This is a genomic window from Paenibacillus catalpae, assembly GCF_900112695.1.
GTDB lineage: Bacteria > Bacillota > Bacilli > Paenibacillales > Paenibacillaceae > Pristimantibacillus > Pristimantibacillus catalpae.
The window spans coordinates 498058-519949 of record NZ_FOMT01000005.1 but is presented as its reverse complement, the minus strand read 5'-3'; the positions used below and the strand labels follow the sequence as shown (position 1 = coordinate 519949).

The following is a 21892-nucleotide window of genomic DNA, read 5'->3' as shown; positions in this document are numbered from 1 at the left end:
GTGTAGTGCTAACGGAAAGAGGCAACAACCTGTCGTCTTTTGGTTTAACACCCGCCAAGGTATAGAATGTGCCAAACACTTATTGAAACAAAAAAAGCACGTTCCCATTGGAACACGCTTTACTCTGCCCTGCTTTCTATTGCCCAATAATCTCCTTAACGACTTCTTTCGGGCGCTGCTCCGTATCGAACAGGAGCGGCCAGTTTTTCCTGCCTCTTACCGGAAAGTGATCAAGCCAGGTATAATCATCCGCCGCCCCCCAGAAGGTTACGCTGGTCAGTACCTCCTTATATTCGCGGAACAGCTCGAAAAATTGCTTGTATCTCTCTTCCTGCAGCCGCATCATTTCTGCCGAAGGTGCCGCAAGATCCGTACGTCTGTCATCAAAGGCGAACATAGATACGTCCATCTCAGTAACTTGTAGCTTAAACCCAAGCGATGCATAACGCTCGATAGCTTCCCGGATCAGATCCATAGACGGATCAAACAGGTTCCAATGCGCCTGAAGACCGATGCCATGAACTGGCGCTCCGTTCTCAAGCAGCGATTTTACCAGAGAGTAGATCTTTTCTCTTTTGCCGGGATTGCATTCATTGTAATCGTTATAAAACAGAAGAGCATTAGGATCGGCTTCATGCGCAAACCGGAATGCCTGCTCGATGTAATCCTCTCCAATGCCATTCAGCCATTTGGAAGGGCGCAGGGTTTCTTCGCCGGCATCCGTCACCGCTTCGTTCACGACATCCCAGCAATAGATCGTATCCTTGTACCGCTGTACAACCGTCTCAATGTGAGACTTCATCCGGGCTAGCAGCAGATCGCGCCCGGCTAATCCTCCATTCCCGTCCTCAAATACCCATTCAGGAGTCTGGTTATGCCATACAAGCGTATGCCCCCTCAGCTTCATGCCGTTCTCGCGCGCGAAGCCGGCAATCCGGTCTGCTTGCTCGAAGGTATACAGATGTTCCTTAGGGTGAAGGCTTTCAAACTTCATTTCATTCTCGGCGGTTAAGCTATTGTAGTGCTGTTGCAGCAGTGCGCTTTGGCTGACAATCGTCCGGGAATTGACCGCCGCACCAACCAGAAAATCATTTTGTAGCGCTTCGGCTAGCCCTCTTTGCTTCTTCCCTGCATCCTTCATCCTTACAGCACCTCTTCCCTTAAATTTGTCGATGTATCGTTTAAGCTTTCTTGGTATAGCGGAAAAAATCAAAGTCAACGTAGCCTCCGGATTGTTTGGCTGCATAATTAAACAAGCCAATCCGGTAGCCCATGAAATGATCCAGCGTATATTTCATTTGCAGAGGGCGGCCGATCGGCGTCCACTCCGAACCGTCCGCCGAGTAATGGAAATGCGCAAGATCGATGCTGTCACGGAAATCAAAATCAATTTTGACATAAATCTGGTTTCCGACGTAGGGAGTCCTCTCCACCGTTTCCATGCTGCCGTCGCCGCCGTTCATCCCCATTACGACATAAAGCTCGCCATTGTCTTCTGCTTGAATTCCAACAGTGCCGTACTGGCTTTGGAGCGCAACAAGGCCGGCATGATCCCCTGCTTTCATATGCGATACATCCAGTACCGCCGTTCCGCTGCAGGCCGGACCTTCCGTCCGCTGGGTCAGCGTATTGCGGGCAAGCACAACGCGATCCGTGATTTGACCGGTCTCAAGCCGCAGATAACCCGGCCGGGCAGTAACCGACCAGCGCGAGTTGTCCGGATTGTGATTCCACTGCCAGTTCAATGCCAGCTTGTTCTCTTCATAATCAAATTCATCGCTGATTACAATCGGTTGGAAGGAAGATTCGGGCAGGTTTGCCTCGAAGGACACCGGCGTTTTGCCGCCGCCCTCAATTACCGGCCAACCATCCTGCCAAGTCATAGGCAGGATGCACGGAATCCGTCCGACCGCGTCATGATCTTGGAATAAAAAGGCATACCATTCACCGGACGGTGTGTCGATAATTCCGCCTTGCGCAACGCCCTTGTTGTGATAACCGAGGTCATCGTCCAGCATCACTTTATATTCATAAGGTCCAAGCAGCTCCTTCGAGCGGTAGCACAGCTCTCTGCGGCGTCCATGCCCGGTTTGCGGCCAATCGATGAAAAACAAATAATAATAGCCGTTCAGCTTATAAGCATGACAGCCTTCAATTCGCAGGCCAATGCCATCCCGTTCCCCTTCAAGCAGCAGCTGGCGAATTCCGTCAGGCTTGATTTCGGAAGCGTCTGCTGTTAATTCGGTAATATAAATATTCCCGTTGCCGCTGAATACAAAGACGCGGTCTTCGTCAAAAAGCAGAGCCGGGTCGTGCAACAGACCCTTGATCACGGAGCGCTCCCAATTCCCGTTCTCAATATCCTCGGTCCGATAAATATAGAATTGCTGCATATCATTGCAAGAAAAGCAAACATAATAGATTCCATTGTGATAGCGCAGGCTGGAAGCCCATGAGCCCTTCCCGTAAATCCCTTTGCCATCCGCCAGATTGTGGGCATCATTGTCTTCGAACGTATCAAATACGTAATTTACGATCTCCCAATCCTTTAAATTTATAGATTTCATAATGGGACAGCCGGGCATGGAGTGCATGCTGGTGCTCACCATATAAAAGGCGTCTCCTACGCGAATCATATCAATATCCGGTATGTCCGCCCAAATAATAGGGTTTGTAATAACGATGCTGCTCATGTGCAGTTCCCCTCTCCATTGCTATTTAATAGATTTATAGGACGTCTTCCAGTTGTCGCCTGCTGTGGGCATCAAGGATATGCCAGTCCGTAATCTCACAGCGTTTACCGTGCATATCCGTCAGAACGATTCGGTTGCCTCCCGGAAATTGAAGATGCTCGTGCAAATTTCTCATCGTCAGCCGGGTTTCGCCGAGATGGGTCTCAAGCTCCCAGATCCATAAATCCGATTTAAACTTCACGCTGGCTACACGGTGTACCTTTGGCAGAAAATATCGGAACTGAAGCTCCTTGTCCAGCTCAGCTGCGCATTCAGCGGACAATTCCGCAATGTCGCGGATGATGCCAAGCTCTTCCCCGCCAGTCGTTCTAACCGAGATGTACTCGGAAGCGTAGCGAAACGGAAATGTCCGGAAGATAACAAGTTCTTCGTAAGGTTTGCCGTCTACCACGCCTTGCAGTACACCGCCCTTGCCCCGGCTGAAGTAGATCTCTTCCGGCTTGAACAGCCGGATATCATAACGGCCTGACATCAGCCCTCTACCCCCTTAATTTGGGACAGCTCTTTCTGCGCATCAACAAGCTTGCGGTAAAAACCTTTTTCCTTGCCTAGCAGCTCTTCATGCGTACCGACCTCAACAATTTTGCCATGGTCCAATACGACCAGCCGGTCCGCATTGCGGAGAGTAGACAGACGGTGAGCGATGGCGAATGTGGTCCGCCCTTGGATGAGCCGGGAGATCGCCTCCTGAATCTGCTGTTCCGTTTCCGTATCGACCGATGCCGTCGCTTCATCCAGAATCAGAATGCGAGGATCATGAATAATGGCCCTTGCTATTGCTACACGCTGCTTTTCACCGCCGGAAAGCTTATGCCCGCGTTCTCCTACACGCGTATCATAGCCGTCCGGCAAACGGACAATAAATTCATGCGCGTTTGCAATTTTGGCTGCGCGCATAATCTCTTCAGGTGAAGCGTCCGGTTTCGAATACGCGATATTATCGGCTATGGACCCGTCGAACAGGAACGTTTCCTGAAGCACGACTCCGATCTGCTTCCGCAAATCCGATTGGCTGATCTGGCGGATGGAGATACCGTCGATATAGATATCTCCTTCATCCGTATCATAGAACCGGCAGATCAGATTAATGAACGTCGACTTGCCTGCTCCGGAATGCCCCACGAGGCCAATCATCTCGCCTTGCTTCACCTGAAGATCTATTTCTTTCAATACAGGATGATGCTTCTCATAGCCATAGGTGACTTTATCAAATCTAACCATGCCTTGAATAGTGCCAAGTGGGACCGGCCGGTTCGCTTCCGGCACTTCCGACGGAGTATCCATGATCTCAAATACCCGATGGGCGGCAGCCATGGCATTGCTTGCCCAGTTGATCATTTGACTGACCCATTGCAACGGTCCAAACAACATGCCGAGGTAAGCAACAAGAGCCATTAGAACGCCAAGCTGCATATCCTCATGCAGAACCTTGTTTCCGCCGTTAAACCAGATAAGCAGCGTCCCTATTCCCGCAATAAAATTAAAAGCCGGGAACATGAACTGCCATAATCCCTCCATCCGGATATTGTTCCGTACAACTTCAACATTGGCATTTGCATAACGGGTCATCTCCTCCCGCTCTCGGCCAAATGCTTTAACGACGCGGATACCCTGCAAGGAATCGCCAACCAGCGTATTCAGGCGGAAGATGGATCGCCATTGCTGGTACCAGCGGCGCCCAATCTTGGGCCAGATCGTCATCGACACTGCGATCATGACCGGTACGGGCAGCAAAGCAAACAGCGACAGCTTCCAATCCAGGCTCAGCATAATGACGAATATCGCCACAATGCGTAAAGACTCTCCGCATACAAAGACGACCCCATCTGTCATGAACTGCCGCATGGCTTCCGAGTCGCTGTTCACGCGGCCGATAAACTGCGAGGTTTGTCGGCGGTCGAAGAAGGAGATGGAAAGACGCATCAAAGAACCATATATATCCTTGCGGAGATCCCCCATCAGCTTAGAGCCAACCCATACGCCGATGTATCCTCTTACCGTCTGCATGGCCGACAGCATCAAGGTTGTAACCCCTAATCCGAGAATAAGAAACAATAAAGTAGAGCCCAAATTCCGAGCCTGAAGCACATCATCGATAATGACTTTTGTCAAATAAGGCGGAACCAGTTCGACAAGTGTGGTCAGAATTAGCATGCAGGCTGCAACTGCCAATTGACCTTTATACGGCTTGGCGTAGCGAAGCATCCGGGCAGCTGCTTTACCGCTGTTCATGCACAGCTGACAAACATTCGTGCCTTCATGAAGCGGATTGCCGCAGGTTGGACACTGCTTAGGAATATCACGCTCCGATAATACGGGCAGCTCTTCACTCTTCGCAAGCGCACTGATCAGCTTTGCCGCAAAGTTAAATACCGGCGTCATCGCTGCCGTATAACGGGCTATTACGACGGGACAATCCAAGGTGTCTACTAGCAGCGTGCCGCCTCCTACCGCTCCGACAGCACGTGCTGCTTTCAATTCACTTACTGCAAACTTCATAGCCGGCGAACCATCCTTCTGCCAAATCCTGATGTCCCGGTCTGTCACTGCCAGCCATTGCTCTCCGAAGCGGCCGTCAGGCAGAAGATCAGTCTTCACGCTAAGCAGTAATTCTCCCGTCATCTGTTTCCGCAACTGCTCAGGCAGTTGATCCATGATGGACATTAGTTTCCTCCTGCTAATGATATAGCTATCGCTTCGTTATTGGCGCAACAAGGAAAGTTTAGCTCTCGCGGTCAGCATGAGCAACCTGCCGGATTGCGGCTCTATTACCCGTCAAGTTATAGATTGCTGGCTGTTCAGTAACATAGCTTAAGCAAAAACAACAATTATCCATATCCAAGCAACGTCAGGCTATAGGCTGCTGCAAGAATCATATGTTTAAATACAAACGAGCTATTTATTACTTCAAATCCAGCCGTTTTCGGCAGGTACAAGAGAGGATGTACAGCTAATGGACAAGCAGCTTGGCCTTACTCCCGCTATGGGATGGAATTCATGGAACACTTTTACCTGGGACATCAATGAACAGTTGATCCGGGATGTTGCCGATCGATTCGAATCGGATGGATACAAGGCTGCAGGTTATGAATATATCGTCATTGATGATTGCTGGAGCCTGAAGCAGCGTGACCAGCAGGGGAATCTTGTTGCTGATCCTGCCAAGTTTCCAAGCGGGATGAAAGCACTCGCCGATTATATCCACTCGAAAGGCTTGAAATTCGGGATGTATTCATGCGTAGGCACCCATACCTGCGCAGGCTTTCCCGGCAGCTTCGAACATGAATTTCAAGATGCCCAATTATTCGCTGAATGGGGCGTCGATTATTTGAAGTACGATTATTGCTTCAAACCCCGGCATATTTCGGGAGAATTGCTGTATAAGCGAATGAGCCTTGCCCTTAAAAACAGCGGACGGGAGATTCTCTTCTCTGCCTGCAATTGGGGCGAGGATAATGTCTACCAGTGGATACGCGAGTCAGGTGCCCATATGTACCGGTCAACGGGCGATATTCAGGATCACTGGGACTCTGTCAAAAATTTGGCCCTTTCACAGCTGGACAAGGAATGTTACACCGGCTCCTTCTGCCATAATGATATGGATATGCTCATTGTCGGTATGTACGGCGGCAGCAACAACTCGTTTATCGGCAGCAAGATAGGCGGCTGCAATGACAGTGAATACAAGACTCATTTCTCATTATGGAGCTTAATGGGATCTCCGCTCATGATTGGCTGCGATATCCGCACGGCTAATCAAGTGACCAAAGATATACTGCTGAACCCGGATCTGATCGCCATCAATCAGGATATCGAAAGCCGCGGAGCTTACCGGATCAAGCCGGAGCCGCAATGGTTCCATAACGAAGATGTCTTTATGCTGGTCAAAGTACTGACAGACGGCGACGTGGCTATCGGCTTCTTCAATCTTAGCGACAATCAGCGGGAGCTGTCGCTGCAATTCTGGGATATCGGTCTTCCTTATGCCTCCGGATTCTCCTTATCCCTGTATGATTGCTGGGAGCATAAGGAGCTTGGGGTGTTCAGGGAACGGTTCGCTCCGGTAGTGCCGGCACATGACTGCCTGATTGTACGGGCTAAGCTGGTCAAATAAATGAACGGCAAAACTTGCATGACCTGTCAGGCCTCCCTCCAGGCGGATGATAGAGCGATCTACATGAAGCTTGTCTCCAGAACAGCCCAGCACTTCCTATGCATCGATTGTCTCGGAGCAAAGCTGAGCTGCGGGCGGGAGCCCCTTGAGAAGCTGATACGCTATTTCCGGGAATCCGGCCATTGCGTCCTCTTCCGTTAATGTTCCTCGTCACGACCATGCAGCGTCATATACTCGGATGGCGTATATGACGTTGCTTTCTTGAATACCTTCGAGAAATAAAGCTGATCCTTGTATCCTACCGAGAAGGCGACCGACTTGATGGACAAGCCGGATGACTTCAGCAGCTCCCGGGCTCTTTCAATCCGGTATGCGGTCACATAGCCCGAGACTGACATCCCGGCCGCTTCCTTGAACAAGCGAAACAGATAGCTTCTCTCCAGGCTGACAGCATTTACAATATCCGATACCGTCAAGGTTGTCCTCCAATAATTAATCATGATATATTCCTTCGCCAGCCGGACATAATCGATCGGTTGAGCTTCTCTTGGATAGAACTCCACATAATAGGAGAGCAGCAACCTTAATTGCGCCTCCGTTCTCATTTTCTCAAAAGGCCTCGCATCAGCGCCGCGCACCTCAGGGAAATATGGCTTCAAATCAGCCGGACATGCCGCAACTACAGGTTTATCCCGCTCAAGCCCGGTCATCGCCACCATTCGCTCCGCTTCATCCCCTTTAAACTCGATCCATACATATTCCCAGGGATCTTCCGGATCCGGATAATAGTATATCTCCGTGTGCGGAAAAATCATGAAGCTGTCGCCTGCTGTTAACGGATACCGCTGATTACGCGTCTCCAGCGTTCCCTTCCCGCTGACAATAAAGTGCAAAGCGTAAATATCGCGTACGCCCGGCCCCCACTTATGCCTGTTGGCAGGCTTATAGCCGCTATAGGTGCAAATGAACTGACTGCTGCTCAAGGTATCAAAGACTCGAATGGGCTTCATAGACAACATCCGTATCCTTTCCAAAAAAAGACCGCGGCTCTTGCACGCCGCGATCCCTCCTCACAAAAACATGATTATTGGCTGAACTGCCAGCTATGAAGCTTAAACAGCTTGCTGTCAGGCTGTCCCTTGAACACGAGGTATAAGTCATGTACATGTTCAGCACCGCTTACCTCCGTTTGGAATTCCGCCCCTTCGGCACCTGCCGCCTGAACCGGTAAGGTACCGATCAGCTTGCCATCCGCCGCATCCAGCCGCAGTTCAATGACAGCAGCCGAACCTGCTTCCGATACAGTCGCCGCAAACCCGGAAGCGCCGATACTTCCGAAATCAACCTTGGATAACGCGATCCAATCCCCGCTGTCAATCTCGGTTACGGCCAGTCTGCCGTCAGAAGAAGCTTCCGTTGCAATTCCCGCGTTCCATCCAATGGTTGCCGCTTCTACCGGCTCGTATGGATTAAGGAATTGAATTTGAGCAACGCCTTCGTAATTTGCCGTTATCTCTTGAATGGACTGATCAGCATCCTGGAATTTAAGCTCATTCAGGTGTGTAGAACGATAACCCTTCGGAACCCCCATCGCCTTTGATAAAGTCTGCGCATGATAGGCCATATACCAGGTGTTCTTAAACTCGAAGATGACGTGATGATTGTTGCCGCCTACTCCGAAGAAATGTCCCGGATTTTTCAGAATCGTCCCCCGGTATGTCCATGGTCCCATCGGACTGTCGCTGGTCATATAAGCAATCTCGCCAGCCGGAGGGCTTCCTTCCGGACGGATGCCGTTATAGAAGTTCGAGCAATACGTAAAGTAATAAGTACCGTTATATTTGTTGATACCCGCATCCTCAAACATAAATGGGGCAGGGATAACCTGTGCTTCGCCCACTACGCTGGTCATATCATCCCCAAGTTGCATGACCCGCGCTGTATCCGGTCTTTCATCCTTGCCTTCCGGTACTCCGCCGCCGAAATAGATATACGCCTTGCCATCATCGTCCACTAGCACGGCAGGATCGAATAACCAGGTAACCTTCTCGACACCGGGAGTTGATCTTAAGATCAACGCTTTTCCGATTGGATCCTTCCATGGGCCAGTCGGGCTGTCGCCTTCCAGCACGCCAATTCCGCTCGCATTGTTTGCAAAATAAAGGAAGAACTTATCTTTTCCGTTAATGACCTTATGAGCGATAGCAGGAGCCCAGGATTGAGTCGCCCATTTGGCAGCGCCTTCAGAACCTGCTGCCGTAATAACTCCATGATCCGTCCAGTTCACCAGATCCGCAGAGGAAATGACACCGATCTTGTTAATGTTGCCGTACGTATTATCCTTCACGCTTCCATCCTCGCTATATTCGAGCACGTCATTCGTCGTATAAAGATAAACGCGGCCATCAAATACGAGAGCATAAGGATCGGCCCCGAATTTATGCGAGACAAGCGGATTGCCTTGCGGCGGTACCTTGCCAACCGCATCTGCAAGCTTAACCTGTAATTCTTCCATTGTTAATTCCTCCTGATTCGTTATCGAATGATGGGATATGATTAGGATCAGCCCCCTTAAGTCTGGGTAAGGGCGTCCCGATATTCCTGCGGCGTCATGCCGGTAGCCTTCTTGAAAAATCTTGTAAAGGAATGAGCAGCCTCATAGCCGACTTCAACGGCGACTTCCCGCACCTTAAGCTCATCCTCCTTAAGCAGCTCCTTGGCTCTTCTCACCCGGCAGGTGTCAATGTATTCCGATAGATTGACACCGCGTTCCTGCTTGAAAAACCGGGATAGATAAGACGGATTGAAATAGTTGATCTCTGCCAGCCGAACAAGAGACAAATCCTCGCTTAGATGATCATTGATATAATCGCAGATTTTCTCAATAACGCTAACCGCATTTTCTTTGTTGTCCGGACTTTTGACTCTAAACAGCTGATCCGTTACCTGCTTTAAAAATTGAACGGCCTCTTTCATGGAGGAATGATCATCCAGGCGCATCAGCTTGCAGTAATCGTTAATCTCGCTGCAACGTCCAAACCGGTTGATATACGTAAACAGAATAAGCGCGATTGAATAGTAGATTTCCATTTTTCGCTTGACTGGACTATTTGCATGCAGCATCGCCATGCTTAATTCTTCAAAAGTTTCTTTGAATTTCTCCGCTTTGCCCGCTTCGAGATAGGCTGCCAGCATTTCCGCTTTTGGAGCAACCTGCCCTTCTTCCTTATTTTTCAGCTCATGTGAATCTTCAAGCTGTTCGCCGCGGTCCGTAACAATAATCGTCATTCCCTCATCGCCAATTTTCATGAGCTGAAGCTGGCGCAGCCGTTCATATTGCCGGTTTATGGCATCCCATCCGCAGGAAGCACCGCTTATCGTGAAAGCCAGCGGCAACCCCAGTGATTGAAGGCAAGTCTCCTGAATCAATTCCAATGTGCCTTCCAGATAACGAACCAGATGGGTATTAAATTTCTCTTCCGCCTGTTCGGAGGGCTGCAGCAGCCATAAAAGATCCCCTTGCTTATCTACAATACCGATATGCCTCATCTTCTCTGATAAATAGGAATTGCAGACCATTCTCGCCTTCGTTAGCAGCCCGCTTCTTTCAATATAAGAGGCGCCTTCCGGATATGATAAGTGCCCCATGACAAGGAGTACGGGAGAAGCCGGATCCAGGTCAATGTTCATTTTATGAAACTCATCAATCAGCCTGTCCCTGTCCAGACCAGGCCCGTTGCTTTCCTGGAGCAAATGTCGGACGTAATCTCCTTGTGCCATCTGCTCCAGCGTATAGAGCTGCTCGCGGGATTGCTCCAGCATCTTGCTCATCTGATTCTCATGCTCGATTTCTTGCATCACTTCCTGAACGGTTGCCGTAACCTTGTCATAGCCCTCCGTCTTCAGCAAATAACGAACCTTCGGCATTTGAATCGCTTTATAAGCGTAATCAAACTCACTGAAGCCCGTCAGAAAGATGACCTTGCATCTGGGCCAGAAGGCTTGAATTTCCTCTGAGAGCTCCAGACCGTTCATGCCCGGCATACTGATATCGGTCAATACGATATCTATCCTAGTCCGCGACATCCAACGCAAGGCTTCCTTGGCTGAGTAGGCTTTGCAGACATCCAGCTTCTCCGGCATAAGCCGATGAAATACCTCGTACAGCGAGTCTGTAATAATATCTTCATCATCCACAATCAGCAATCTATACAAGTGCACCGGCCCCCTCAAGCTTGATTCTGATCTCCACCTTCAAGCCATTCAACTCGCTTCTGGACAGAAACAAACCGCTGCCTTCCCCATAGGTCAAAATAATACGCCGATGGATGTTGATCATGCCGGTCATTTCACCGGATTCCCTTGTGCTGCCTAATCTTGCTTGCAGGGCTTCAATCTGTTCGTCGCTGATTGGATGATCGCCGTTATTCTCAACAACAATTCTCGCTTCTTCCTCATCCAAGCCGAAGGAAACGCGGAGCAAGCCTTCATTTGTCATTTTCTCCAGGCTATGCTCATAGGCATTTTCGATTATCGGCTGAATAATCAGCCTTGGCACCCGGATTCGTTCCATGTCCTTTGGCAGTTCATCGAACTCTACCTTAATTCTTCTGGAGAACCGGAGCTTCTGAATTTCGGTATACATCCTGGAATGGCGGGTTTCTTCCGCCAAGAGAACGTTGTCCTCTCCGTTGCGGGTAATAAACCGATAATATTCGCCAAGCATATTCGTGAAGAGCTCTACTCGCTCCAAATCCCCTGTTTTCGCCAATGAGTTCAGAATAAAAAAGCTGTTGTACAAAAAATGCGGTTTAATTTGGGATTGAAGCTGCTTAAGCTCCGCTTTTTGCATCATCATCGTTTGTTTGAAATCCTGGTCGATCAGCGTCTGCAGCTTCTTAATCATCTGGTTGAACCGGTTATACAAATAGCCGAATTCATCCTTCTGCTCATGGTCAATATGAATGTCCAATGCACCTCCTTCCATCTTTCTGAAGCTCTGCACCAGCAGTAACAGCGGCTTATGAACAAACTTGTACGTAGACAGCGCATAAATAACGATGGCACAACAGGAGGTCAGGGCGAATAACCATGCCCAGTTATTAAATCCTTTCAGCGGCTTCTTCACGACCGATTCCGGCAAATAGGTAACGACAGATAATCCAAGCGGCTCGGAATAAGCTTTATCAAGGTGATAATTCTTGTCTTCAATCCGCTTGATCAATGTATTTTCTGTTGTACGAAGAACAGCAAATACGTAGCTTTGCAAATCCTCAGAGACCCCGTCGTCACTGGCCAGTGTATACCCTGTCTTATTGGAAATAAGGAAAGAGCCGCTCTCGGGATAAACGCTTATCTGCTGAAGGGATTCTCTAAGCTTATCCATATCCAGTTCAATCTGGACGATAAATAAAGGATCCCCTTCCTTGCCTCCATATTTAGCCGCGCTCAAGTGAAGGGAATTATCATAGCGAATGAGACGCGCTTCCTTTTTGTCCACTTCTTTGTGGAAATAATTGAAGCTGAGCTGGTTGAAATCATTGACCCCATTGCTTGATGATATCGTCTTCTGAATGGTGCGCACGTGCACATAAATATCTTTGATGTAAGAACTGCTATTCTTAATAGAAGTAAACCGGTGCAGCAAATAATCGATGCTGGCCTTCTTGTCGGCGTTGTCCATCAAATCCCAGGTAACCGCCAGTTTGTTCAGATCATTATCCTGCAAAATATCGTATTGCTGAATTTCGAGCCATTCGATTTGATGGTTCAAATCTTCCAGGTAATAGGTTAGCTGAGCAGCCGTATTTTTTGAAATTTCATTGCTGGCATTTGTGTAACTCCAGTTATACAAATAGACCCCCAGTAAAATAATCGGCAGGATAACAACCAAGTTCGTTATAATAAGCCGGACAAATAAGGCATTGCGCCATGAATTAGCGGGCAGTCTTAGCAAGTTAATACCTCCGTTGTTCATACCACTGATTAACTTCATCCGTTATTTTGTCGCCGCCCAGCTTATACCAGTCCCTTACGAATTGGTCGAAATCATCGATTGGTCTGCCCAAAATAATATTCATGTACGTTTGATCCTGCAGATCGTTAAGTATCTGCTGCTTGTCAATCATGGTATCTGTAGGAGCTCCAACAAAGCTTTCGTACAGCAGCTGATTGTTTTTCTCATACTGATCAATAATGGAAAACGCGCCTGTTGGACCATAGGTTTTATACCAGCCCCAGCCCGATTCGCCAACGTCATCTCCGGATAAATAGAAATCCATTCTCTTCTTGATATATTTGGCTTCGTCCTTTAAGTTGTCATTATCGCCGGTCTTTCGAGCGGTTTCAATCTGCCGGAAAGCCTCCAGATTTTTTCTTGTCGGTGACGGGGTAACAGGAGATAACTGCCATACCGGATAAGTCGTGTTGTAATACTTCTCATACTCGGCCGTCTTGCCCCAGTTCTTCTCCAGATGCAGATTAAACAGCTTCACAATTGCCTCCGGATGCTCATATCCTTTTCTGACCGCGAAGAAGGTGTTTGTGTTGAATTTAAGCGGCACCTTTGGTGCTTTCCCCGTCGCGGAGACGATTGGATACGCTTGCCAATCGGCATTCGGATCATTATCCCGGCTTGTTTTCACCAGAAAGGAAGCCCATTGCTCACCGTAAATGATACCGATTCTTCCTTCAGAAATCAGCTTGCCTGCCTTATCCCCGTCCTTCAAGGCGAATTCAGGGTCAAGCTGACCTTGCTCGTACATTTCCTGAATCACTTTCAAAGCCGTTTTTACCTCCGGCTGGATTCCTCCGTACACGAGCTTTCCTTGCTGATCCTTGATCCAGATATTCGGGAAAGCGTCATAACCGGCCATAAGGTTGATAAGTCCCATAACCGGGTCACCCAAATATTTGGTTGCTGCAATTCCATAGGTATCGTCCTTGCCGTTGTTATCCGGGTCTTTCTCTGTAAACGCTTTCGAAATCGCCAATAAATCATTCATCGTTTTTGGCGGACTCAGTCCCAGCCTCTTTAGCCAATCCGTTCGGATCCATAATAAATCCGAGTCTTCGATCGATGAGCTTGTCTGCGGAATGGCCATCAGCTTGCCATCAATCGTTGCCGTTTCAAACGGGCCGTCGCCTTCCTCTCCAAGTACTTTCTTCGAAAGTGGAGAAGCATATTTTTCATACACATCCGTCAGATCCTCGATCAACCCGGCGTTACTCAGTTCCCTAAGCTGCTGGGCATTGACTTGCACAACATCCGGAATATGGCCTGATGCGATGGATGCGCCAAGCTTCTGACGATATAAATCTCCTTTCGCCGTCCAGTCGTATTTAATCTTGATTCCCAGCATTTCCGCATCCAGCCTTGTCCAGCGGTTATCTTCCAGAGTTTCACCCGGCAAGTCGGCAATTAAGCCTTCTAGTCCTTCTCCAACTTCTCGTACAAAGGATAGCTCAATAGGCGGATCATAACGGCTTAATGAAGGATCTCCACCGGTTACCGGCACCGGTGTATAATTCTCCTGCCCTTCAGGAGGCTTGACATTGTTTTCATTCTCGCATGCAGATAAGGCTGACAGAACTATCAGCGCAGTAAGCAAAAGCTTTACCTTGTTTATCCTTGGCCTTGGTATCCGCAACAGGATTACCCCTTTTCACTCGGGCGCAGCTGCGACGAGTTGTATGATATTCATTATCTTGGTTGAGACCTGATAATACAATACACATCTCTTTATGTCGTTACCCGTTGTTTACTTATTAATACTATGAAATGTACAAGAACCAGCCTGAAGTTTCAAGGCATAAAAAAATGAAACCAGCACTTTTGCGTGCTGATTTCATTCTTGGATCTATCGATGAACGTCTGACTACTCCTTCACGCTTCCAAGCTGCATGCCATGAACGAAATATTTTTGCATGAACGGATACACAACGAGAATCGGCAGGGCCGATACGATGGTGATCGCAGCCCGGATCGACACCGGAGTAACCATGTTTTGAACGGCATTCATCGCGCTTCCGCTGTTCGAGACCGCTGCATTACTGTTCGAGAACATGGAAGAAGACAACAGCTTCATCATCTCGTACTGCAAAGTGCTAAGATCCTGCTTCGAGGAGGCGTAGAGGAATGTATCAAACCAAGAATTCCACTGCCCTACCGCAACGAACAGTGCTACTGTCGCAAGTACAGGCTGGCAAAGCGGCAGAATAATCGAGATAAAGGTACGGAAATCCCCTGCACCGTCTATCTTGGCTGATTCAATCAGTCCCTCCGGCAGTGTCTGGATATAAGTCCGGATGACAATCATGTTAAAAGCGCTGATCAGCCCTGGAATAATATAGACGTAGAAGCTGTTTAACAGATGCAGATCCTTGATCAGGAAGTAAGAAGGGATCAGTCCTGCATTAAAGTACATCGTAAGCACGATAATTACCGTAATCGGCTTGCGGAACACATACTCCTTCCTGCTTACCGTGTAGGCCAGCATAGAAGTGAGGAATAAGCTGAGTACCGTAGCGATAACGGTTCTGGCCACCGATATCCAGAACGCATGATAGATGGCGCCGCCTGCAAATACGGCCGTGTAGTTCTGATTCGTCCAAACACGCGGCCACAAATAGATGCCTCCGCGGATGGTATCATTGCCTGCATTAAAGGATACTGCGAGTGTATTCAGAAACGGATATAGTGTCACCACCGCCAGCAAAATCATGACTACGGCATTAAACGTATGGAAGACAACCGGCTCTGCCCGCAATTGCTTCGTTCTCATCTGATGATTGCCCTCCCTAGATCAGTTTGTCTTCGCCGAAACGCTGGGCGATCTTATTAGCTGCAAATATGAGTGTAATGCTAACCGCGGTTTTGAAAATTCCGGCAGCAGTCGCAAGCGAGTAGTTACCGACCTGCAGACCGTATTTCAGCACGAAAATATCAATCGTCTGTGACCAGTCTACAACAACCCCGTTGCCTAACAGGTACTGCACCTCAAAGCCCGCTTCCAGAATCCAACCGAGATTCATAATAAGCAAAATAATAACGATGGATTTGATACCCGGAAGCGTAATATGCATCATTTTCTTATATCGGTTCGCCCCGTCGATTTCCGCTGCTTCATAGAGCGATGGATCGATGGACGTTATAGCCGCAAGATAGATAATGGCGTTCCAGCCGACTTCCTTCCATATATGGGATCCGGCTACAATTCCCCAGAAATAATGCGGCTTGCTCAGCCACATAACCGGTTCATTAATAAAGCCCAGCTTCATCAGCACATCGTTCACGATCCCGCCGTCTACCGATAGCGTATTAGCAACAATGCCCGTTACTATGATCCAGGACAAGAAGTGAGGCAGATACGAAATGGTCTGAATCGTACGTTTGTACAGCTTGTTCTTGATTTCATTAAGCAAGACGGCAAATACGATTGCCGTTACGAATCCGAGCACCATATTAATTAAGCTCATACCAATTGTGTTGCGGAGCACCTGCAAGAATATCTCGTCACTGAACAAAAATTTAAATTGCTTGAAACCTACCCATTGCTGCTCGGAGAATTGCTTGGCAGGACTGAAGTTCTGAAAAGCCATGGTCCAGCCCCAAATGGGGTAATAAGAGAAAATTACTACGTAAATTAATATAGGAAGCGACATCAGCATGAGCTGCTTCTGGCCGCGCATCCGTTTGAATACAGACGACTTGGTGCCGGCTTTCGCAGACGGCTTTGATGTAATCATCTCCGGGGTACTCGCCATCTTTCTCTCCTCCTTGTTCCGATCCTTCGTATAGAGTGACTGCCGGAAGCAAAAAGCTTTGCCTCTGCTTCCGGCACATCATCCTATTTTCTGTTTATTTGCTCGTCCAGTTCTGGATCCGCCATTGGAGCTGCTCGTTAATGCGGTCTTCGTAAGCCTTCACATTAATCTTCTTGTAATCGTTGACATACTCTTGCCATACGGCATCGAACTTCTCAGGCTTCGCCATAATAGCCTTCGGCAAGAACTTCAGCGAAGAATCTGTCATCTTCTTGTTGGCAACGGATGCATCGGAGCCGTCAATCAGATCGACCTGCCATGCTGGGTAGTCAACCCGGTTTTCTGGCGGTGAAGAGAAGAAATCTGTCCAGGTTTTGAACTTGTAAGCATCCAGCAGTTCTTTATCTTCCGGTTTAAGCGAATCATAGAATTCCTGTGGCTGGCTGCCTGCATCTGTCGCATTGCCGTCACTGTAGCTGCCTTCCATCTTTGGTGATGCACCGTAGAAAGCATCCGCGCGGTTCGCCAGTTTCCAGGTAGGATCCTGCTGCTGCTTGCGCTGTTCTTCAGTACGGTAGAATTTGCCGTCGTCGCCTACCATGTAGTCAACGCCCTCTTCACCCCATGACAACGTTTTTTGCCATTCTTCGCTCATCAGAGCATCAAGGAACTTAATAATTGCAACCGGATCTTTGGCATCCTTGCTGATTCCAAAACCGTTATTCAAGTTAGGCAAAGCACGGTCCCAATAGTAATCTTTGATGCTCGTATCATAGACAAGCGGGAAGCCAACATACGTTTGACCGATCTTGTTCTGGGAAACAAGCGTATCTTCACCCGCCTGGAAGTTCCAGTGCTGGTCAAACATGCCAAGTACGCGGCCGGTCGAGATTTTGGCCAGGTATTGATCGTAGTTCTGAACAAATGCCTCTTTATCCATCAGACCTTCGTTATAAAGGCCGTTCAGTTCTTTATAGTAGCGCTTCGCAATATCCTTATCGGCGAAAACGGAAGCTACACCATCATCGACTACGACACCGCCGTCGTTCGGATGTCCTGTCAGATGCTCAGGTGCATTCAGCAGCCCGAAGGTCCGCCAGTCGAATGCAAGAGTTGTGAAGCCGATAGTAGGTTGACCGTCGCTTGTTGTCGGATGCTTGGCCGCATAATTGCGAATCAGAGTAAGATATTCATCAAGTGTCTTCGGAGTCGGGTAGCCTGCTTCCTTCAAAATATCTTTCTGAATCCAGAATGCCGGGCCGGAATAGTTGTTGGAATGAACTTCGCCTTGCTGAACGCCGTAGTTCGGCAGCCAATAAATATGACCGTCGCTGGAGTCCTTCATCTTGTTCCATACAGCAGCATAGTGTGCTTTCAGATTAGGTGCATGCTGCTCAATCAAATCCTCCAGCGGAATAACCGCTTTTGCCGCCACCAGCTTCGTATCTGCCGTAATCAGGTCCGGATATTCGCCGCCGGCGATCATAACGCCAAGCTTCTGTTGCAAATCCCCTACCAGGAACTCCATATTCAGCTTCACGCCAAGCTCATCCTGGATTTTCTTATAAATTCGGTTGTCTGCTGTTGGCGCCTGATTTGGTGCACCGATAAAGGCCGAGATTGTAATTTGCTCCTGCTTCTGAGATGTGTTCGTTGAGCCTGCCGCATTGCTTGACGCTACAGGAGAGGCGTTGCTGTTCCCGTTATTGCTACTGCTGCAGCCAGCCAGCGTAAGGCTGAGCGCTAAAGTCAGCGACATTGTTGTTAACAGCGTTTTTCTTTTCATAACCCCCATGTTACTCTTCCTCCTTCAAGTTTCTTATGTGCTTGCCTCTTCATTATGAAGAAATGAATGCGCTTGCAACATACGCATACTTTAGATTTTTAACCCCCATAATTAAGTGGTTTTAAAGTGGCTCCTATAATCTGCCGGCTTCATAAGCACCCGTTTCTCGAACTGCTTCATGAAATATTGATAGCTGCTGTAGCCAAGCTTTTCTCCAATCAAATACAAGGCTTCATTCGTTTCGGCGAGCTGCTGCTTCGCATCCTCAATACGAAGATCGTGTATATAATCAACGATTCCTTTGCCGTATTTTTTAGCAAACAGCTGCCCCAAATAAACCGGATTCATATAGAAACGTTCCGCAATATCTTTAATCGTCAGCGTGTCCCGGTAATTCTGCTTAAGAAACTCCGCGACTTTTGCTGGCGTTCCGCCCGTGTTTTTCTCCAACAGAAGCCGAATGGCGCTTTGGCTCTTGAGGCAGTATGCCATCAAATAATCAGCTGAATCCTGCAAATGAAAGCAACATGAAGGAAGATGTCGTTGACTGAAATCTCTGAGCAGCTCCTCCGGATTGCCCCCATGATCTTTATAGACAGCCGCACAGCGCATCATAACGTGGGTGGAGAAGATACCGACCAATTCCGGCATAATCCTTTCTTCTTCGAAGCTGCGAAATACTTCCCGGATGGACGCCTCAAGAGCTTCGGGCTTGCCGTTCTCAAGAGCCTCCACTATCGTATCGGCCGCTTTCAGCGACAATGGATCGCCGGAAAAGTCCTTCGTCTGAATATCTTCATACTGAACAATGTCAGCAGCTTCCAAAAATAAAAAGCGGTAGGCTTCCGATGCGCTTTCCCAGCACCTGGACAATTCATCCAGGCTGCTGACGCTGCTGCCGACCGCTATTCCCACTCTTCCTGTCGTCTTGCTCCTTACCGATTGGAGCAGCCGCTCCGCATATTCCCGAATGCCGCCTTCTGTGCAGTCATCGTCGCTTTTATTGGACGGGAAGCCGCAGACAAGGCCAATACTGCCCTTATGTCCGTCAATTACATAACAACCATCCCGCTCCATTGCAAACAGATGCGCAGCTTCCCGTGCAAGTCCCGTGTTGCTGCTGTCGGTTAACAGCTGCAGACAATTCCATTCCTTCATTTGCGCAGTTAACGGGAGCAGCTGCTGTTGTGCCTCGAGCCGTTCCTTATCCGTTCCGCCAAGAACAAGAAGAGACAACGCGCCTTTAATGGTATATCGATCCGCACTGGCTTTAATGAACTGCTGACGTTCACGTTCCTGCAGAACCTCCTGCAATTGGAGCAGCGCGGCATTTGCTTCCCTGCTGTTAATCGGCTTTGTCAAATAATGCGAAACACCAAGACGGATTGCTCTCTTCGCATAGTCGAAATTGCTAAATCCGCTTGTAATGATAAACATCGTTGAATCATTGCCCAGACCGCGTGTCTGCTCGATTAACTCCAATCCGTTTAGCACCGGCATTTGAATATCCGTTACAACAAGGTCGGGCTTATGATTCCGGATATGATTGATGGCATCCTCGCCATTGTTGCAGGCAGCTTGAACCTGAAATCCATGCTTCTCCCAGCTAATCAGCATTTCCAGGCCTTCGATCGCAATCGGTTCATCATCAACAAGCAATACTTTGTACATCATTTATGCCTCCTTCTTTAGACTCACCGGCTCCAGTCGCGCAAGAGGAATATGAAATCCCGCCTCTGTGCCAAGTTCAGGATCGCTGCTGATCAGAAAACGGGCATGCTCGTTATAGAACAACTCCAGTCTGCGGTACACATTGCGGATTCCGACATGGCCTTCCATATCCTGATCGGTTCTTACCTTCTCCATCAGCTGCTTCAGCTTGCTATCCTCCATACCGACCCCATTATCCATGACATTGATTTCAAGCGCCCGGTCGCTAAGCTTAACGGTTACCCGGATCATCCGGCTTCCTTTTCGGAATTGCAGTCCATGCTTGCAGGCGTTCTCGACAAGCGGCTGAATGCTCATTCTTGGAACCTTCATCTGGAGCGATACGGGATCTACTTCAAACTGGTAATCAAATTGATCCCCGAAACGGAACTTCTCGATCTGAAGATACATGGTCGTAAATTCAAGCTCTTCTTCCAACGTGACAAGACCGTCAGCGCTTCTTAGAAGCTGCCGCATTAACAAGGACAAATTGCTTATAATTTCGGTTACCTCTGAATAGCCTTTTTTCATGCAGACAATGAGAAGCGCGTTTAATGTATTAAAAAGAAAATGAGGATTCATCTGGCTTTGCAGCATGGACAGCTCTGTCCGAACCTGCTCCAGCTCCATGCTCTTCTGGCGGATTTCCAGCTTATACACATCATTAATGAGCGTCGTTATTTTCCCGGTCATGACATTAAACGTATGAATTAAGCCGCCTATCTCGTCACGGCCTTCCTGAATATTGATCAGCTCGAACTTCTCGTTCCTCGCCTTTTCCATATGTCTTGAGAGCTTCTTCACCCGGTAATGGTAAGAACGGAAAATGATAAAAATGAGCAAAGACGGAATGACTGTACTGATAACCGCCAGCCATAAAATAGATCGATGGGCATCATGCAGCAGACTGTCAACGCGCCGTGTATCCGCTATGCCAATCAACCGCCAGTCCTTTGCGTAACGGATATCCCCGATGGCATGCTCGATGACAGAGTCCTTGCCCGCCCCCTCTGCACGGTCCGACTGCGCTTCGAAGCTTGACAGCTCAGGCACACGAAGTCCGGAGCTTGTGGCAACCACCTGGTTTCGTCCGTCCACAAGGCAAAGCTGCAGACTATCCAGTTCACGGTCAAGAATGCTGTTGATTTTGTCTATATTTAAATCAATCCGCAAATACTTTGAATATTTAGAAAACGAAGTAAAGGTGTTCATCTTACTGATCACACTTATCCGCCTGCCCGAGTTAAATCCTGAATTCTCCTCGTACGCAGCCACGATGATATTGCCATTAGATTGATCAAACTGCTTAATCCATGACTCCTCATCCGCGGAATTGTCCATCACGTAATAGTTTGCGCCGGTCTGCATAGTAGGGTTGTCCGTATAGATCCGCACCTCTACAATATTTTCGGACATATAACGGGTCAGCCTGTCCCGCAGGAACCCGTTGTATTCTTCGTAATATTCAACCGGTGAAGCATAAGTCCGGTCAATCATCTCGTAAATCAAGTCATCGCCCCCGATAGACCGGCTGAGCGCAACACTTTCGTCAATCATTCCCAACAGCTCGCCGGATGCCCGTTCAATCGACTTGCGCAAATTATCCTGCTCTCTGATTCGGATATCTTCCGAATTTCGCTGGTAGAAGAAAAGGTTGATTGTAACGATGGGAAGGAGCACACACAGTAAATAAATGAGCAGTAACTTATATCTAAGCGGGACATCGTTCATTCCGGTTAGTCTGAGCCTTTTCCCTACCATATC

At 48.5% G+C, this 21892-nt stretch carries 16 protein-coding genes; 2 read left to right on the top strand and 14 right to left on the bottom strand.

From position 1 onward, the window contains the following. Positions 1–136: 136 nt before the first annotated feature. Genes BM200_RS23820 through BM200_RS23805 form a run of 4 tightly spaced genes read right to left on the bottom strand, consistent with a single transcriptional unit; the run spans position 137 to position 5417 of the window. Positions 137–1141 (bottom strand): endo-1,4-beta-xylanase, encoded by a 1005-nt coding sequence (locus BM200_RS23820; RefSeq protein ID WP_091189143.1) that lies wholly within the window; start codon positions 1139–1141, stop codon positions 137–139. A gap of 40 nt (positions 1142–1181) precedes the next feature. Continuing rightward, positions 1182–2693, bottom strand: a complete 1512-nt coding sequence (locus BM200_RS23815; protein WP_091189142.1) for a glycoside hydrolase family 43 protein — start codon at positions 2691–2693, stop codon at positions 1182–1184. A gap of 34 nt (positions 2694–2727) precedes the next feature. After that, positions 2728–3225 carry a DUF1854 domain-containing protein gene (locus BM200_RS23810; protein WP_091189141.1) on the bottom strand — a complete coding sequence of 166 codons (498 nt, stop codon included), beginning with the start codon at positions 3223–3225 and terminating at the stop codon, positions 2728–2730. Further along, on the bottom strand, positions 3225–5417 hold the full coding sequence (locus BM200_RS23805) for an ABC transporter ATP-binding protein (protein ID WP_091189140.1): 2193 nt from the start codon (positions 5415–5417) through the stop codon (positions 3225–3227). Before BM200_RS23805 ends, BM200_RS23810 begins: the two co-directional genes overlap by 1 nt. Before the next feature lie 289 nt (positions 5418–5706). On the opposite strand from BM200_RS23805, the gene BM200_RS23800 reads away from it, so the two are divergent. After that, on the top strand, positions 5707–6867 hold the full coding sequence (locus BM200_RS23800) for a glycoside hydrolase family 27 protein (RefSeq protein ID WP_091189139.1): 1161 nt from the start codon (positions 5707–5709) through the stop codon (positions 6865–6867). Beyond that, positions 6868–7068 (top strand): hypothetical protein, encoded by a 201-nt coding sequence (locus BM200_RS23795; RefSeq protein WP_091189138.1) that lies wholly within the window; start codon positions 6868–6870, stop codon positions 7066–7068. It abuts the gene before it with no gap. Here BM200_RS23795 and BM200_RS23790 read toward each other — a convergent pair. From BM200_RS23790 to BM200_RS23745, 10 genes are all read right to left on the bottom strand, one after another. Next, entirely contained in the window at positions 7065–7877 is an 813-nt protein-coding gene (locus tag BM200_RS23790; RefSeq protein ID WP_175532988.1) for an AraC family transcriptional regulator, read from the bottom strand. The genes BM200_RS23795 and BM200_RS23790 overlap by 4 nt on opposite strands. A gap of 74 nt (positions 7878–7951) precedes the next feature. After that, entirely contained in the window at positions 7952–9382 is a 1431-nt protein-coding gene (locus BM200_RS23785; protein ID WP_245773129.1) for a glycoside hydrolase family 43 protein, read from the bottom strand. Positions 9383–9438: 56 nt separating this feature from the next. Beyond that, positions 9439–11082, bottom strand: a complete 1644-nt coding sequence (locus tag BM200_RS23780) for a response regulator transcription factor (RefSeq protein WP_091189136.1) — start codon at positions 11080–11082, stop codon at positions 9439–9441. Beyond that, the gene (locus BM200_RS23775) at positions 11075–12823 is read right to left on the bottom strand and encodes a sensor histidine kinase (protein WP_091189135.1); all 1749 of its coding nucleotides are present in this window, start codon (positions 12821–12823) and stop codon (positions 11075–11077) included. The genes BM200_RS23780 and BM200_RS23775 overlap by 8 nt, the downstream gene beginning before the upstream one ends. A gap of 1 nt (position 12824) precedes the next feature. Continuing rightward, the gene (locus tag BM200_RS23770; protein WP_091189301.1) at positions 12825–14477 is read right to left on the bottom strand and encodes an extracellular solute-binding protein; all 1653 of its coding nucleotides are present in this window, start codon (positions 14475–14477) and stop codon (positions 12825–12827) included. A gap of 267 nt (positions 14478–14744) precedes the next feature. Next, positions 14745–15650, bottom strand: coding sequence for a carbohydrate ABC transporter permease (locus BM200_RS23765; RefSeq protein WP_091189134.1), 906 nt, complete (start codon positions 15648–15650; stop codon positions 14745–14747). 16 nt (positions 15651–15666) lie between these two features. Further along, positions 15667–16614: an ABC transporter permease gene (locus tag BM200_RS23760; RefSeq protein ID WP_245773140.1), complete on the bottom strand. Its 948-nt coding sequence runs from the start codon at positions 16612–16614 to the stop codon at positions 15667–15669. A gap of 112 nt (positions 16615–16726) precedes the next feature. Continuing rightward, on the bottom strand, positions 16727–18427 hold the full coding sequence (locus BM200_RS23755; protein WP_175532987.1) for an ABC transporter substrate-binding protein: 1701 nt from the start codon (positions 18425–18427) through the stop codon (positions 16727–16729). A gap of 102 nt (positions 18428–18529) precedes the next feature. Beyond that, positions 18530–20092: a response regulator gene (locus BM200_RS23750; RefSeq protein WP_245773127.1), complete on the bottom strand. Its 1563-nt coding sequence runs from the start codon at positions 20090–20092 to the stop codon at positions 18530–18532. After that, the gene (locus BM200_RS23745; RefSeq protein ID WP_091189132.1) at positions 20093–21889 is read right to left on the bottom strand and encodes a sensor histidine kinase; all 1797 of its coding nucleotides are present in this window, start codon (positions 21887–21889) and stop codon (positions 20093–20095) included. It abuts the gene before it with no gap. Between the last annotated feature and the right edge of the window lie 3 nt (positions 21890–21892).